Annotated in this window: 15 protein-coding genes; 9 read left to right on the forward strand and 6 right to left on the reverse strand. The window is 52.0% G+C overall.

Features of this window, described 5'->3' with window-relative positions; genetic code table 11:
- Positions 1-62: 62 nt before the first annotated feature.
- Positions 63-380, forward strand: a complete 318-nt coding sequence (locus REH51_RS16660) for an antibiotic biosynthesis monooxygenase family protein (RefSeq protein WP_009723578.1) — start codon at positions 63-65, stop codon at positions 378-380.
- A 40-nt stretch (positions 381-420) separates the two neighbouring features.
- On the opposite strand, the gene REH51_RS16665 is transcribed toward REH51_RS16660, so the two are convergent.
- Positions 421-1,032 carry a LysE family translocator gene (locus tag REH51_RS16665; protein ID WP_009723577.1) on the reverse strand — a complete coding sequence of 204 codons (612 nt, stop codon included), beginning with the start codon at positions 1,030-1,032 and terminating at the stop codon, positions 421-423.
- A 142-nt stretch (positions 1,033-1,174) separates the two neighbouring features.
- On the opposite strand from REH51_RS16665, the gene REH51_RS16670 reads away from it, so the two are divergent.
- Together REH51_RS16670 and REH51_RS16675 are read left to right on the forward strand one after the other, a co-directional pair.
- Positions 1,175-1,339 (forward strand): Lrp/AsnC family transcriptional regulator, encoded by a 165-nt coding sequence (locus REH51_RS16670; protein WP_498936375.1) that lies wholly within the window; start codon positions 1,175-1,177, stop codon positions 1,337-1,339.
- Between the two features lie 42 nt (positions 1,340-1,381).
- Positions 1,382-1,660 carry an Lrp/AsnC ligand binding domain-containing protein gene (locus tag REH51_RS16675; RefSeq protein ID WP_498936377.1) on the forward strand — a complete coding sequence of 93 codons (279 nt, stop codon included), beginning with the start codon at positions 1,382-1,384 and terminating at the stop codon, positions 1,658-1,660.
- Between the two features lie 40 nt (positions 1,661-1,700).
- Here the strand turns inward: REH51_RS16675 and REH51_RS16680 are convergent, their stop codons facing one another.
- A complete protein-coding gene (locus tag REH51_RS16680; RefSeq protein WP_498936379.1) occupies positions 1,701-2,306 on the reverse strand; it encodes a YqaA family protein in 606 nt (201 codons plus the stop codon).
- A gap of 9 nt (positions 2,307-2,315) precedes the next feature.
- Positions 2,316-3,134, reverse strand: a complete 819-nt coding sequence (locus REH51_RS16685; protein ID WP_498936380.1) for a DUF1206 domain-containing protein — start codon at positions 3,132-3,134, stop codon at positions 2,316-2,318.
- A gap of 155 nt (positions 3,135-3,289) precedes the next feature.
- Between REH51_RS16685 and REH51_RS16690 the strand changes: the two genes are divergently transcribed.
- The gene (locus tag REH51_RS16690; RefSeq protein ID WP_498936382.1) at positions 3,290-4,219 is read left to right on the forward strand and encodes an AraC family ligand binding domain-containing protein; all 930 of its coding nucleotides are present in this window, start codon (positions 3,290-3,292) and stop codon (positions 4,217-4,219) included.
- Here the strand turns inward: REH51_RS16690 and REH51_RS16695 are convergent.
- Positions 4,184-4,777, reverse strand: coding sequence for a LysE family translocator (locus tag REH51_RS16695; RefSeq protein WP_009723572.1), 594 nt, complete (start codon positions 4,775-4,777; stop codon positions 4,184-4,186). The genes REH51_RS16690 and REH51_RS16695 overlap by 36 nt on opposite strands.
- 193 nt (positions 4,778-4,970) lie before the next feature.
- Here REH51_RS16695 and REH51_RS16700 point away from each other — a divergent pair, with 193 nt between their 5' ends.
- Positions 4,971-5,831 (forward strand): bifunctional transcriptional activator/DNA repair enzyme AdaA, encoded by an 861-nt coding sequence (locus tag REH51_RS16700; protein WP_009723571.1) that lies wholly within the window; start codon positions 4,971-4,973, stop codon positions 5,829-5,831.
- Positions 5,832-5,838: 7 nt separating this feature from the next.
- On the opposite strand, the gene REH51_RS16705 is transcribed toward REH51_RS16700, so the two are convergent.
- The gene (locus REH51_RS16705) at positions 5,839-6,759 is read right to left on the reverse strand and encodes a glutaminase (protein WP_009723570.1); all 921 of its coding nucleotides are present in this window, start codon (positions 6,757-6,759) and stop codon (positions 5,839-5,841) included.
- A 185-nt stretch (positions 6,760-6,944) separates the two neighbouring features.
- On the opposite strand from REH51_RS16705, the gene REH51_RS16710 reads away from it, so the two are divergent.
- Together REH51_RS16710 and REH51_RS16715 are read left to right on the forward strand one after the other, a co-directional pair.
- Positions 6,945-9,119 carry a S8 family peptidase gene (locus REH51_RS16710; RefSeq protein ID WP_498936384.1) on the forward strand — a complete coding sequence of 725 codons (2,175 nt, stop codon included), beginning with the start codon at positions 6,945-6,947 and terminating at the stop codon, positions 9,117-9,119.
- A 10-nt stretch (positions 9,120-9,129) separates the two neighbouring features.
- Positions 9,130-10,581 carry a cobyric acid synthase gene (locus REH51_RS16715; protein WP_498936386.1) on the forward strand — a complete coding sequence of 484 codons (1,452 nt, stop codon included), beginning with the start codon at positions 9,130-9,132 and terminating at the stop codon, positions 10,579-10,581.
- Positions 10,582-10,601: 20 nt separating this feature from the next.
- On the opposite strand, the gene REH51_RS16720 is transcribed toward REH51_RS16715, so the two are convergent.
- Positions 10,602-10,994 (reverse strand): RidA family protein, encoded by a 393-nt coding sequence (locus REH51_RS16720; protein WP_009723567.1) that lies wholly within the window; start codon positions 10,992-10,994, stop codon positions 10,602-10,604.
- Between the two features lie 170 nt (positions 10,995-11,164).
- Here REH51_RS16720 and REH51_RS16725 point away from each other — a divergent pair, with 170 nt between their 5' ends.
- Together REH51_RS16725 and REH51_RS16730 are read left to right on the forward strand one after the other, a co-directional pair.
- Positions 11,165-11,725 (forward strand): hypothetical protein, encoded by a 561-nt coding sequence (locus REH51_RS16725; RefSeq protein WP_498936388.1) that lies wholly within the window; start codon positions 11,165-11,167, stop codon positions 11,723-11,725.
- A 120-nt stretch (positions 11,726-11,845) separates the two neighbouring features.
- Positions 11,846-12,376, forward strand: a complete 531-nt coding sequence (locus REH51_RS16730) for a cytochrome b (RefSeq protein ID WP_009723565.1) — start codon at positions 11,846-11,848, stop codon at positions 12,374-12,376.
- The last annotated feature ends 92 nt before the right edge of the window (positions 12,377-12,468 follow it).

Below are 12,468 nucleotides of genomic sequence, written 5' to 3' on the forward strand. Positions count from 1 at the left end.
TTTGTAATAGGTTTTTGTAAATGACTGATGCCGTAACCAATACGAATCAAGGTGGTGCTGCTATGCCTAGTATTGCTAATACGCCCGAGCCGCCTTACTACGCGGTTATTTTTACCTCACAACGCACCGAGATCGATAATGGCTATGACGCAATGGCGACAAGAATGGTTGAACTTGCAGCACAGCAGCCGGGATTCTTGGGGGTAGAGTCTGCCCGAAATGAGGTGGGAGTGACGGTGTCATACTGGGCTGATTTGGCCTCAATAAAAGCGTGGAAAGCCCACGCTGAGCATCAGGAAGCTCAGCGACTAGGCCATCAGCAGTGGTACCAGCACTTTAAGACGCGCATTGCCAAAGTCGAACGAGATTATGGTATTTAAACTATCAACGCAGCCTAGGCAGGCTTTTTGCTGATTAAGTTTAAGAGGCTAACCTTAGGGCAAAGCCAATAATGAGTGTTCCAAATACCCAGCGTTGCAGGGTTTGCCTTTTTTGATGGCTGGCAAACCAGCGTTGCATCCGCGCTCCCAAGCAGGCATATAGCGCATCGTACACAAGCCCCACGCCCACTAGCACAGCCCCCAATAGAGTAAATTGGAGCGCAACGTCACCCTGTTGGGTGTGAACGAACTGGGGTAATAACACCGAACAAAACAGCAGCGATTTCGGGTTCAGCAGGTTCGTTAAAAGACCCCGTCTCCAGGCTAGGTAATAGCTACCGGTGAGCGATGCTTGCGGGTGGTTAGTATCGGTGCTCCGTTTAGTACGAATCAGCTGTACGCCCACCCAAATCAAGTAGGCAGCACCGAGATAACGAACAGCATCAAAAAGCCACGGAGCGGCGACAAATAGGGCGGCCAGGCCCAAACCGGCTAACGCCACATGCAGCCCTCGGGCGATGGCTAACCCTAGCGCTGTGGCTAATCCATGCCCACGGCCCAGCGTACTGCTGGTATGTAGCACCAACAGCATATCTGGGCCTGGAATCAGGTAAACAATGGCTAATGCACTAATAAAAAGACCGATTTCCATGGCCGCTCCCTCAAAATTGCACGTAGTGACTTCATAAAGGGCATGGTACCGTTAAACTGATGAGTGATTTCTTGCCATTTGCGCTCATGGAACATCAGTTATTGGTATTTTGTGCCAAATAAGAGTGGAGAAATGCTTACTTATGCCAGTTGGTCAGTTAGATGCTATCGATCGACGCATTCTTGCGTTGCTACAGGGGGATGCTCGCTTAACCAATGTGGAGCTCGCAGAGAAAGTAAATTTGTCGCCGTCTCCCTGTTTACGCCGAGTGCGACGCTTGGAAGCAAGCGGCATTATTCGTGGCTAACACGCGGAGCTTGATCGTCGAAGCGTCGGGCTGGAGTTAACGGTGTTTGTGGGCATTAAGGTAGAACGCCACCATGAAGAGCAAGCTAATGCCTTTCGAGAAGCCGTGGTTAAACTGCCGGAAGTGGTCACTGCGCATTTGGTATCTGGTGAATCGGATTTTCTGCTACAGGTGGTAGTGCCTAGCTTGGCTGCGTACGAGGCGTTTTTAACGGGGACGTTGCTGCGCTTACCTGGAGTGAGCGATATTCGCAGCAACTTTGCTATTCAGCCGGTGAAAGAGTACGGCACATTACCGCTGGATAATAGCGATAAGGCCTAGTCTGGCAGTTGAGGGATGAAGAAGGCCTACGGTTTAGCGATTAACGCGATATTACTAACCCAGCCAGCGACTGTAATCCGACGACCACCACCAGTACCACCATACCTAGCGCGAGGCTGGTTTTAAGCGCGTGACGCTTCCACATAAGTTCTACGCGGTTGCCAAAGCGGTGTCCCAGCCAAGCAAGGCCGAAATAGCGAAGCCCACGGGCTAGCAGGGCAGCCAGCACAAATAACATAATCGGATAGCCGGAAAGCCCAGCGGTAATCATGGCCACCTGAAACGGGATCGGCAGTATGCCAATAGCCAAAATCGCTGCAAAACCGTACTGCTCGAAGAATGTTTGGAACGACTGATAACTCTGCTCCATACCCATAAATTCGATAAACCATGTGCCTATAGATTGGTACAGCACCATGCCGACGGTATAGCCCACAATGGAAGCTATCAGGCAGCCAAGGGTCGTCGCGGTGGCCATTGCCCAAATGCGCTGCTGGTTAATCGCCATGAGCGGGATCAACACCAGCTCAATGGGAATTGGCAAAATAATGGTTTCTAAAAAAGACAGGGTGCCGAGTAACCACAGCATGTTTTTCGAACCATTAATACGCTCAAACCACTGTTTAGTCCGTGTTGTTGAAAGCATCTTATGTCTCTACATTTCAGTATTAATGCGACGATAGACGGCCGCTAAAAGGCTGTAGAGACCAAACGCAAAGAGTCCAAGTGCGACAAAGGCAAGCAACCACTGACCGAAAGGTTGGCTTCGCAGCGTGCTGAACACTTCTCCCATACCACCTGCTTGATTAGGGTTAATTTGGTAGGCTGCGATGATAAAAAAGCTGCCCACGATCACGAAGACGAGACCGCGAATCACTAAGCCGAATCGACAGATGGGGTAGGCCCATTGTTGAGTTTGTGGTGGCATCGCAAAGTGTTTATCGAATTTTGCTTTGTAGCCTTTGATTGCATGGGCAATACCAACACCTATCAAAATTAAACCAACCCCGCCAACTAACCATCGCCCGAAAGGCTGCTGCATCAGCCAACCTGCTACGCCTTGCGAGCCGCCGCTGGAATCCCCAGAAGAGCCTGCAAATTGGAAGATGAGCGTTGCGGCAAAAAATGCCAGAAGAATATGCGTAATGGCACTCGCTAATAAACCTGCGCGAATAGTTAAGCTTTTAGCACCATTACCATGATGGTCGGTGTCTTTGACAGCTTGGATTGTGCGCCACATAGCGTAGCCGACCAAACCGACAGCAATAAGACCTAGCATGATTTTACCAAAGGGAGCAGTTAACACTCTTGCTAGAGCACCGCGGCTGCCTTCCGTTTGGCCGCCTTGTTCAAAGGCTGCCAGGGTGGCTAGGCCTCCCACTAATACATAAACGATGCCGCGAGAAGCGTAGCCCATTCGGGCGAAAAGGGTAATCACATCACGATGATCTGGGTTATTCATTCGATTGGCCATGGTGTCCTCCTGACGTTTATGGCATTGCGAATTCCTACGCAATCTGGCTTATATAGAGCTTGTCTGGCGGCCCATACTGTGCGTGCGTTGTGCTATTGTCTAGCGTAGGCCAAGCCATCAGGCTATTCGCTATTTTTTGATGATGCGAGCAGAAGATGAGCCATAAGTCTCCAAGTGCTAAGTCTTTACATGCTAAGTCTCTACAGGCTGGGTCTCTACAGGCTGGGTCTCCACGTGTTGGGTCGCCGCCTGTTTTTTGGCGCGACTCACGGCTGCCTTATGTCGAACTGCGTAAAATCAGTGATGCGAGGCAAGTGTGCTACGCCCCTCATAGCCATGTTCACTGGTCGGTAGGGGCTATTACGTCAGGCAGCAGTACGTTTTTCTATCGGGAATCGACTTACCCGATTAGCGCCGGTGACTTGGTTATGATGAACCCTGACTGGGTGCATGCCTGTAACCCCATCGAGAACGAACCTTGGGCATATTTGATGCTCTATGTGGATGCACAATGGCTAGCGGATTTACGCTATCAAATAGGCACGCTTGGTTCCCCAACCTGGAGTGATATTGATACGGCGGTGGTCTCACAGCCAGCGCTGTATGCCCACTATTGTGAAATGGCGGCTTGTTTATTGGATAAGCAATGCACTCTCTCTATGAAGCACGCGTCGGTTACCGGGTTTCTTACCGCATTGATGCTGGCATTAGCGCACGAGACAACCGTCTCTAGGCCGCAGCCGCCGGATGGCTTGCAGGCTGCGGCTGCCTATTGTGACGTGAATGCGGCTTTTGATGTGTCATTGGAAACGCTATGTCAGTTAACCGGCTATAGCGCTGGTCATCTTATCCGTGCGTTTAAGCAGCACTATGGGCTTACCCCTCATGCTTATCTGATTAATCGCCGTGTTCAGCTTGGCCAGCGGGCGCTTAGGCAGGGGGAGTCGATCGTTAATGCGGCTTTATTAGCCGGCTTTAACGACCAACCCCACTTCCAGAGAACATTTAAGCGGTTAGTGGCGGGAACACCCAACCAGTATCGCTATCCGCTACTCAAACAGCAGGAAAATAGCGCTGGCAGCTAGGCCAGCAGCCAGCGTGCGGTTAATGGTAAGCAGAACGAACGGACGGTGAATATAGCGTCTAAGAAAAGCGCCTGCATAAACCCAGCTTGCCAGTGACAACCAACAAATGGGTAGATAGAGAGCTGCGAACAGCCATAGCTGATAGGGGTCACTACTGCTGGTGTAAGCCCCGATGCCAGCGGCAGACGCCAACCACGCCTTAGGATTTAGCCACTGCATCATCGCGCCGGTCATAAAACCTGGTGGTTTGTCTGTGCCCTGGCCATGAACCGAGCCATCATGTTGGAAAAGTTGGTAGCTTAAGTAAAGTAAGAAAAGCAGCCCTGCCCAGCGTAGTACTTCTTCCAGTAATGGCACTACGTTTAGCAGTGAATAAAGCCCTGCTCCAATCGCCAGGAAAAGGGCCAGAAACCCTAATGTCGCACCCGTGACGAAGATAAGCCCTTTGGCGATAGGGTAGTGGGTGCCGCTACTCAGGCAAATAAGGTTGACTGGGCCTGGGGAAATAGATGCGGCAAGGGCAAATGCAGACATCGGTAACAGTAGTGAAACGCTCATTGTCATTCTCCTGAATAGAGCCAAGAGTTTGGAATGACGCGTAAAAGGTGTATTGAACAAAATTGAGATGCCACGATATTGCGCAAGATTCGGGTAGGCCTAGTGACATGGGGTGGTTACGCTTGTTCTGTGTTATGAACCTTATGTTTCGGCTCTGTGCTTTTCCTCGTTTAGCTCCGATGAGAACGTCTTTATGAATGACTATGCCCGTATCGAAAAAGCGATGGCCTATATGGTGGCCAATGCCGCCAGCCAGCCAAGTTTGGAAACAGTGGCGGCGCAGGTGCATTTGAGTGCTTACCATTTCCAGCGGCTGTTTTGTCGTTATGCGGGTATCAGTCCTAAGCGTTTTTTACAGGCGCTGACCTTGGAGCGGGGCAAACAACTGATCGCATCGTCAGAAAGTCTTACCAACACCGTGCATGCGCTAGGACTAAGCGGTGGCTCGCGGCTTTATGATCACTTTGTGCAGCTAGAAGCGGTCACGCCGGGTGAATTTAAGCGCCAAGGGGAGGGGGTTGAGATTGCCTATGGCGTGCACCCTACACCTTTCGGCGAGATATTGGTGGCGATGACGCCGAGAGGAATTTGTCGGATGGCCTTTGTGGCATCTACCAGCCAGGAAGCGTTGCTGGCAGAACTCGTAAAACAGTGGCCACGCAGTACGCTATGCCATCGCCCTGATGCCACCCGTTATGCGGTAGAGGCACTGTTTACAACATCTGCAGAAACGACCACAAAAGCGACCCCTGCCACGCTATCGCTCCACGTGAGTGGTACTAATTTCCAGATTGCTGTATGGCGCGCGCTGCTCACTATTCCTGAAGGGCAGTTGGCGAGCTACTCGCAAATTGCCCAGGCACTTGGCATGCCGAAATCATCTCGAGCAGTCGGAAATGCGGTGGGTGCTAACCCCATTGCACTGTGGATTCCTTGCCATCGGGTAATCCAACAAAGCGGTGCGCTAGGTGGCTATCGCTGGGGGATTGAAACAAAGCAGCAGGTGCAAGCGTGGGAAGCGGCTCAGCACTCCCCCTTGCTTGAGCCGCATTAACCCTGAATTAGTGTCCAAATACCGACCAGCCAGTGTCCTGGACAAACATTTCCAGCGCACGTGTACCCAGTAGGCTATTGCCGTATTTATCCAGCCCCGGTGACCATACGGCAAGCGAACCACGCCCAGGAGCAATAGCTAAAATTCCTCCGCCTACGCCGCTTTTGCCAGGTAAGCCGACGCGGAAAGCGAACTCCCCCGACGCATCGTAGTGGCCGCACATCATCATCAGTGAATTAATCCGCCGTGCTCGCTGTGGCGATACCACGCGTAAATCGCTCGGTTGATTGACACCGTCCGATGCCAAAAACAGCCCGGCGTGAGCAAGTTGGTCGCAGCTCATGGCAATCGCGCACTGGTGAAAGTAGGTGCCGAGCACCTTGTCGACATCATGACGCAGGCGGCCAAAGGCTTTCATAAAATGAGCCAGCGATGCGTTGCGATCTTTGTGCTGCATTTCGGAAGCCGCTACCTGATGATCAAAACAGATACTGTTATCGTCGGCGATGTAGCGCACAAAGCTAAGAATTTCCGCAAGTGTCTCTTTAGGCTCGTGACCCATCATGATGGCGTCAACAATTGCAATCGCCCCGGCATTAATAAACGGATTGCGCGGTTTACCGCTTTCGTGCTCAAGCTGCACAATTGAATTGAACGGGTCGCCAGAAGGCTCTCGCCCGACCCTCGACCACAATCCGTCACCCCATTTTCCCAGCGCAATGGTTAGCGTGAAAACTTTGGAAATGCTCTGGATTGAGAACGGCGTGGTGGCGCAGCCCGCAGAGAATCGTTGGCCGTCTACCGTGGCCAAACTGATAGCGAATTGGCTGGGGTCCACATGGGCAAGCTGGGGAATGTAGTCGGCCACTTTGCCTCGTTCGGTTTCAAGGGCTAGTTCGGCGACAATATTATTGAGTAATTCTTGCATCTAATACGAATTCGTTTGGCAGCGTGAGGCGCTACCCTAGCGGAAATTAGCATGCTTGTCTGCTGGAAACCCCATCCCTTGCGTACGGAGTTCTCTCAGTATTAAATGCCTACGCAGTTTCTCTTTTCGTATACCGCCTGTAGGGGGCATGTACGTAAAGCCTCATATTGATATAAAAGGTGGCCATGATGCCTAAACAGCGGCCTCTCTTCCTGACAGTGGGGATAGCGATTGGGCTGTCTTTATCAGGATGTAGCTCAAGCGGCGGTGGCGGTGGCCAGCACGCTTCAGGCGGTTCGCCATCTCGTGCAAGTCCTGCCCCTCTCGAGCCTGGGCTGGTTCGTGTTGCAGTGGCTGACAGCGCTTTTGATATCGCCACTATTACCAACGCTGAGCGAGTAATAGATAGCTTAGATATCTATACCAACACGACAAATGTCAGCGGTGTTGATGAATGGCACGGTAATGCGGTGGCATCGACGATTACTGGGGGCACGTTGGGAAACTCTCGCCTTGATCTGCTCAAAGTAGAAGATAGCCAGGGTGCTACCTTAAACAACGCTCTTGATTATGCCATTGGTGAAGCTGCAGCAAGGGGCGCGCGAGTTATAAACGCAAGTTTCTCCCGTCGCTTGGAGGCCAGCGACCCTCGGCTTTCATTTAATGGCGTGTCATCTGCCGCGTCTTTTCAACGCGTGGTAAATGCCAACGATGGTAAAGGGGCTGTTTATGTGGTTAGCGCTGGCAACAGTGGAAGCGCTATCGATACCAAGGGCAACGCTATTTATGATCGGTACCCCGATTTGTATCGCATGATGCTCATTGCGGTAGGTACGACAGAAGATGGCTCGATTCATCCACTCAGTAGCTATCCTGGTGACGATAATCGCCTACAAGAGCGCACGTTAGGCGCTGAATATGCCAATCGTCAGAAAGGTGCTCAAGGTACTTCTATTTCTGCAGCGCGTGTCTCCGAGTACGCGGCGGGAATTGTTGCTCAATGGCCTCACCTGACGGCCCGAGAAGCAAGCCAGCGACTGTTGGATACCGCTCGACAGGATAATGAGCTATTCCGGCATAATAGTTGTGGCGAAACAGGCACCTTGAATTGCGGTGCTTTTTATCTAGGCCAGGGCGAAGCAGATATCGATGCGGCACTAGCACCAGAAGGTGAGCTGGTGGTAAGCCAAAGCCAGCGTATATCGGAAGGCGGCGAGTCGGCGGATGGTTCGTTTATGCAGCTGTCTGGTGCTTATGGCAATGCGGTAGCGGCGTCTGGTGTGCTTGATAATGTAGCGGTATTCGATACGCTCGGGCGAGATTACCAACTCAACCTTGGTTTGCATGCTCAGCCGCGCACACGGCGTGCTATACAGCTCCGTGATCAAATGGAGCAGCTGTCTCAGGCATCTGCCTATGCGAAACAGACGCAATCCATCGAGCAGGGGAATTACCGTTTTACGTCTAGCAATAACAGTATGGGTGATGTCTTGGGTAGTCGTTTCGACGGTACTTTTGGTGACGTACAGTTGAGCGCATTTAGCTTTGCTGGTGACCAGCCTGACCCCATGAGTGGCTATATGGAGTCGGCCATGATGCCGATGATCTCCTTTCAAGCAGGGTCTGAATTGACCCAGGCATTTGAGTCAGTCAATGGTGTAAAAACCCGTTATCCGCTGGGCGAGCAGCTAAGCTTGACGGCCTCCCACTGGGTCGGTGGTGTAAACAGCACGGAAAGTCACAGCGACTACCGTGCAAACCGTTCAGACGTAGGACTGGCACTTCAGGTGTCACCCGCCCTTAGTGTTAGTGGTTATGTAGGCCAATTAGATGAGCAGCAAGGCCTGTTGGGGGCCAGTGGCAGCGGGGCCTTGGGGGTGGGCGAGCAAAACCAAATGGCGTTTGCAGGCGTTGGCTTACAGGCAGCATTCAATAATGGCTTTAGTGGTTTTGCAGAGTTTGAACAGGGGCGAGGCAACGCTGTCGGCAGCGGGCTGTTGACCCGTATCGATGATATAAGGGCGCAGCAAATGGCGCTGGGCTTACAGTGGTCTGGGAGCGGTCAGCGTGCTGATGAACGCGCTGCATTTACCCTCCGCCAGCCACTACGAATCGCAAGTGCAAATGCACTCTTCGATGTACCAGTAGGACGTCGCTTAGATGGTAGCGTCGTACGCGAGACTCGCAGTGCCTCGCTTGAGCCTTCAGGACGTCAACTGGATATCGAACTGGGGTACACATTCCCTACTAGCGACAGCAGCTTGTGGCAATTTAATCTCTTGCATACGCTTGAACCAGGCCATGATGCTAATGCTCCAAGCGATTCCGCTGCGATGGTAAATTACACTTACGCTTGGTGATTGGCAGACTATGACCACATTGATGATTCAGGGCACCACCTCGGATGCGGGAAAAAGCACGGTGGGTGCCGGGCTTTGCCGCGTGTTAAAGCGCCGTGGTATCTCAGTCGCGCCATTTAAACCGCAAAACATGGCACTCAATAGTGCGGTCACCAGCGACGGCGGTGAAATTGGCCGCTCCACTGCGCTACAAGCTCAGGCGGCAGGGGTGGTTCCCCATAGTGATATGAACCCGGTGCTGTTAAAGCCGGAAACTGATCGTGGTGCCCAGGTGATTTTGCGCGGCAAGGTGCATGGCCATATGGATGCACTGGATTACCATGCGTTCAAGCACACGGCGAAAGAGAGCGTCATGGCAGCGTGGCAGGCCTTGGAAAACCGCTTTGATGTGATCATTGCTGAAGGTGCGGGTAGCCCGGCGGAAATCAATCTGCGTAAAGGCGATATCGCCAATATGGGCTTTGCCGAAGCTGCCGACTGCCCGGTATTGTTAGTGGGTGATATTGACCGTGGCGGTGTGTTTGCTCAGCTTGTAGGCACGCTGGCACTAGTAAGCGACAGCGAACAGGCACGCACGAAAGGATTTATTGTTAATCGCTTCCGGGGTGATATTGCCTTGCTTGAACCAGGCCTTGAATGGTTAGAGGCCCGTACCGGAAAGCCGGTACTGGGAACCTTGCCTTACCTGCAAGGCCTGCTGCTGGACGCTGAAGATAGCATTGGCCTAGTTCACGCTGAAAAAGCCAATCACACCCTGAAGGTCATTGTTCCCGCGCTGCCTCGTATCAGCAATCATACGGATTTTGACCCGCTGCGCTTACACCCCCAGGTATCGCTAACCTTTGTAGGGCCAGACCAACCGATTCCACCTGCTGATGTGATTATATTGCCCGGTAGTAAAAGCACCGCCAGCGATTTGGCATGGCTAACACGCCAGGGCTGGAGAGACGCCATAGTCCGTCATCTGCGCTACGGCGGAAAGGTACTGGGAATTTGCGGTGGTTTTCAAATGCTGGGCGAGTGGGTTGATGACCCAGACGGCCTGGAAGGCGCGCCAGGAAAGGTAGCAGGCTTGAGGCTATTGCAGATGGCCACGCGTATGGTATCGGGCAAACAGTTGCGTAATGTCAGTGGCACCATGGTAGGGCAAGAGGCGGCAGTGACGGGTTACGAAATTCACAATGGTGTGAGTAGCGGGGCTGCACTCAATCGGCCGCTGTTTGATTTAGGTAGCCACGTGGATGGGGCTATCAGCATCGATGGCCAAGTGATGGGGACTTATCTGCATGGGTTGTTTGATCACCCCGATGCCTGCCAAGCGCTGCTTACTCAGTTAGGCCTAGAAAGTGCGACACCCGTCGATTATCGCGCCCATCGTGAGCAAGCGCTGGAGCGACTGGCTGATACGCTGGAAGCGCACTTGGATATTGAGGCCATCTTGGCAATGGTAAGGGCGCATTAAGCGCCCAGAATGCTTGAGGATTATTCTTGCGGTGGACGCTTTGCCATCAAGGTGATTTCGACGGTGCTACCCCCGCAAATATTTGGTGACTCTGTACAGGTGCGTGCTGGGTAGCGTCCAGGTTCAAAAAACTCCGCGTAGATACTGTCTAATGCATTGATCTGCCTTAAGTCAGCAAGGTGGATGTCTACCCGTACAATATCCGCTAGGCTGCCACCTTCTTGCTCTAGCATGCGTTCAAGTTCGCGCATGACGAGGCGAGTTTCTTCTTTGACATCTCCACGGGTGGCTTTGCCGTTAGAAAGATCAGTAACGGTCAGCCCTGAAATAAACACATAGTGATCATCGATCACCATGTGGCTGCCTGGGAAACTTGGCTTGGGTAACGTGGGATCGTCGATATACTGTGGCATTGGCTCTCCTTAGCGACAAATAAGCGAGTCGCGCTTAGTGCGACTCTGCCACTAGAGTGTAGTTCCTTTGGGAGCAGAGGGTGGTGCTAGCGAAAGCTTTGCTCTAGGCTGGCGAACTTTTAAAGTTTTTCCGTTGTTGATGTGATTTTAAATTCTCATGAGAGAGCGTAATGAAGGTAGTTCATATTAGTCAGAGCGCCCCGCGTAATGCGTGTTTGGCAACCTTGTGTGCCAAGGTATACGGTCAGCAAGCTGGGTTAACGCCATTGGTAATTTTTACTGGCACTAAAAATGTGTTGTTTGACCAAGAGGCAGCCCGTTTGTTAGCGGGTGTCGATGGCGATGGTAAACCCCTGGCGCTAGCATTGCTGGTGTTGGATGAGGCTGGCGAGGGGATGACGGTAACTCACGCTTGCGAGTTTGTTGATGGTGCTAAAGCGCGTCTAATTAGCGAGTTAAGTCTTAAGGCCCCGCTGCGCGTTGAGGTAAATGATGCCACCCAAGAAGCGTTCTATCAGCAGTGCGGGTTTAAGCGCTGGTTTGATGGTGCACAGGGGCAGCGCATTGGTTTAGGCGCCCGACATCCTGCTAAGCATAGTAATGACCTGACGCCCACCTTGAGTCTTGATGAGGCGTTAATACTACGCCGATTTAAGCATGACCCCCCTGCATTTAATGAGGCCAAAGAGGCTTTTTTGTCAGGTTTGAACAACTTTCCTGCCACGCTGTAGGCTAAAAAACAACGAAGCGTTCCATTTTATGCAACGAACTTGCACGCTGATGTCATGATGTTGTCTGTTTTCCTGGGTAAAATAGAGGCAAGTTTTATCTTTAATTAAAGGGAAAAGCGTATGGCGCTAGCAATAATGGATACTACCACCCGCTATGGTGTCGTCAGTAAGGCGTTACACTGGGGAATGGCACTACTATTTGTATGGCAATTCAGCAGTGCTGCGGCGCGTGTGTTTTTTGAGGACACTCCGCTTGAGTCTTTTTTATGGGGTACTCACAGCCAAGTGGGCGTGGTGCTCCTGGTGCTTGTTGTCATGCGAGGTGCCTGGGCGCTAATGAACGCACCTCGCCGCCCGCCCTCGGTTAGTGTGATGGCAAAGCTGGGGCACTTGGCACTGTATGGTTTGATGATCGCAGTACCCACGATTGCACTGATTCGCCAGTACGGTTCAGGCCGTGCGCTGGATGTATTCGGGTTCAACCTAATGCCAGGCTTTGATGGTGAAAAAATTGCCTGGATGACAGAGCTTGGCGGTTTGCTGCATGGTGAACTTGGTTGGACATTGCTGGCGCTGATTGTAGGCCATGTAGTGATGGCAATTTTGCACCGTAAATTGACCAACCATGATGTGCTGTCACGCATGGCCTAGTGAGAATAGTTAGTCGATTAGGTTTGCAAAAAGCGGCGCGTTCCATCGAACGCGCCGCTTTTTTAATTAAAATTTCAGATGAGATAGTAATA

The organism is Halomonas bluephagenesis (genome assembly GCF_054790765.1).

What these genes read in the sequence shown, in the direction of transcription:
- REH51_RS16660 (WP_009723578.1), top strand. Translation starts at nt 63, where the DNA reads ATGCCTAGTATTGCTAATACGCCCGAGCCGCCTTACTACGCGGTTATT.
- REH51_RS16665 (WP_009723577.1), bottom strand. Translation starts at nt 1,032, where the DNA reads ATGGAAATCGGTCTTTTTATTAGTGCATTAGCCATTGTTTACCTGATT.
- REH51_RS16670 (WP_498936375.1), top strand. Translation starts at nt 1,175, where the DNA reads ATGCCAGTTGGTCAGTTAGATGCTATCGATCGACGCATTCTTGCGTTG.
- REH51_RS16680 (WP_498936379.1), bottom strand. Translation starts at nt 2,306, where the DNA reads ATGCTTTCAACAACACGGACTAAACAGTGGTTTGAGCGTATTAATGGT.
- REH51_RS16685 (WP_498936380.1), bottom strand. Translation starts at nt 3,134, where the DNA reads ATGGCCAATCGAATGAATAACCCAGATCATCGTGATGTGATTACCCTT.
- REH51_RS16690 (WP_498936382.1), top strand. Translation starts at nt 3,290, where the DNA reads ATGAGCCATAAGTCTCCAAGTGCTAAGTCTTTACATGCTAAGTCTCTA.
- REH51_RS16695 (WP_009723572.1), bottom strand. Translation starts at nt 4,777, where the DNA reads ATGAGCGTTTCACTACTGTTACCGATGTCTGCATTTGCCCTTGCCGCA.
- REH51_RS16700 (WP_009723571.1), top strand. Translation starts at nt 4,971, where the DNA reads ATGAATGACTATGCCCGTATCGAAAAAGCGATGGCCTATATGGTGGCC.
- REH51_RS16705 (WP_009723570.1), bottom strand. Translation starts at nt 6,759, where the DNA reads ATGCAAGAATTACTCAATAATATTGTCGCCGAACTAGCCCTTGAAACC.
- REH51_RS16710 (WP_498936384.1), top strand. Translation starts at nt 6,945, where the DNA reads ATGATGCCTAAACAGCGGCCTCTCTTCCTGACAGTGGGGATAGCGATT.
- REH51_RS16715 (WP_498936386.1), top strand. Translation starts at nt 9,130, where the DNA reads ATGACCACATTGATGATTCAGGGCACCACCTCGGATGCGGGAAAAAGC.
- REH51_RS16720 (WP_009723567.1), bottom strand. Translation starts at nt 10,994, where the DNA reads ATGCCACAGTATATCGACGATCCCACGTTACCCAAGCCAAGTTTCCCA.
- REH51_RS16725 (WP_498936388.1), top strand. Translation starts at nt 11,165, where the DNA reads ATGAAGGTAGTTCATATTAGTCAGAGCGCCCCGCGTAATGCGTGTTTG.
- REH51_RS16730 (WP_009723565.1), top strand. Translation starts at nt 11,846, where the DNA reads ATGGCGCTAGCAATAATGGATACTACCACCCGCTATGGTGTCGTCAGT.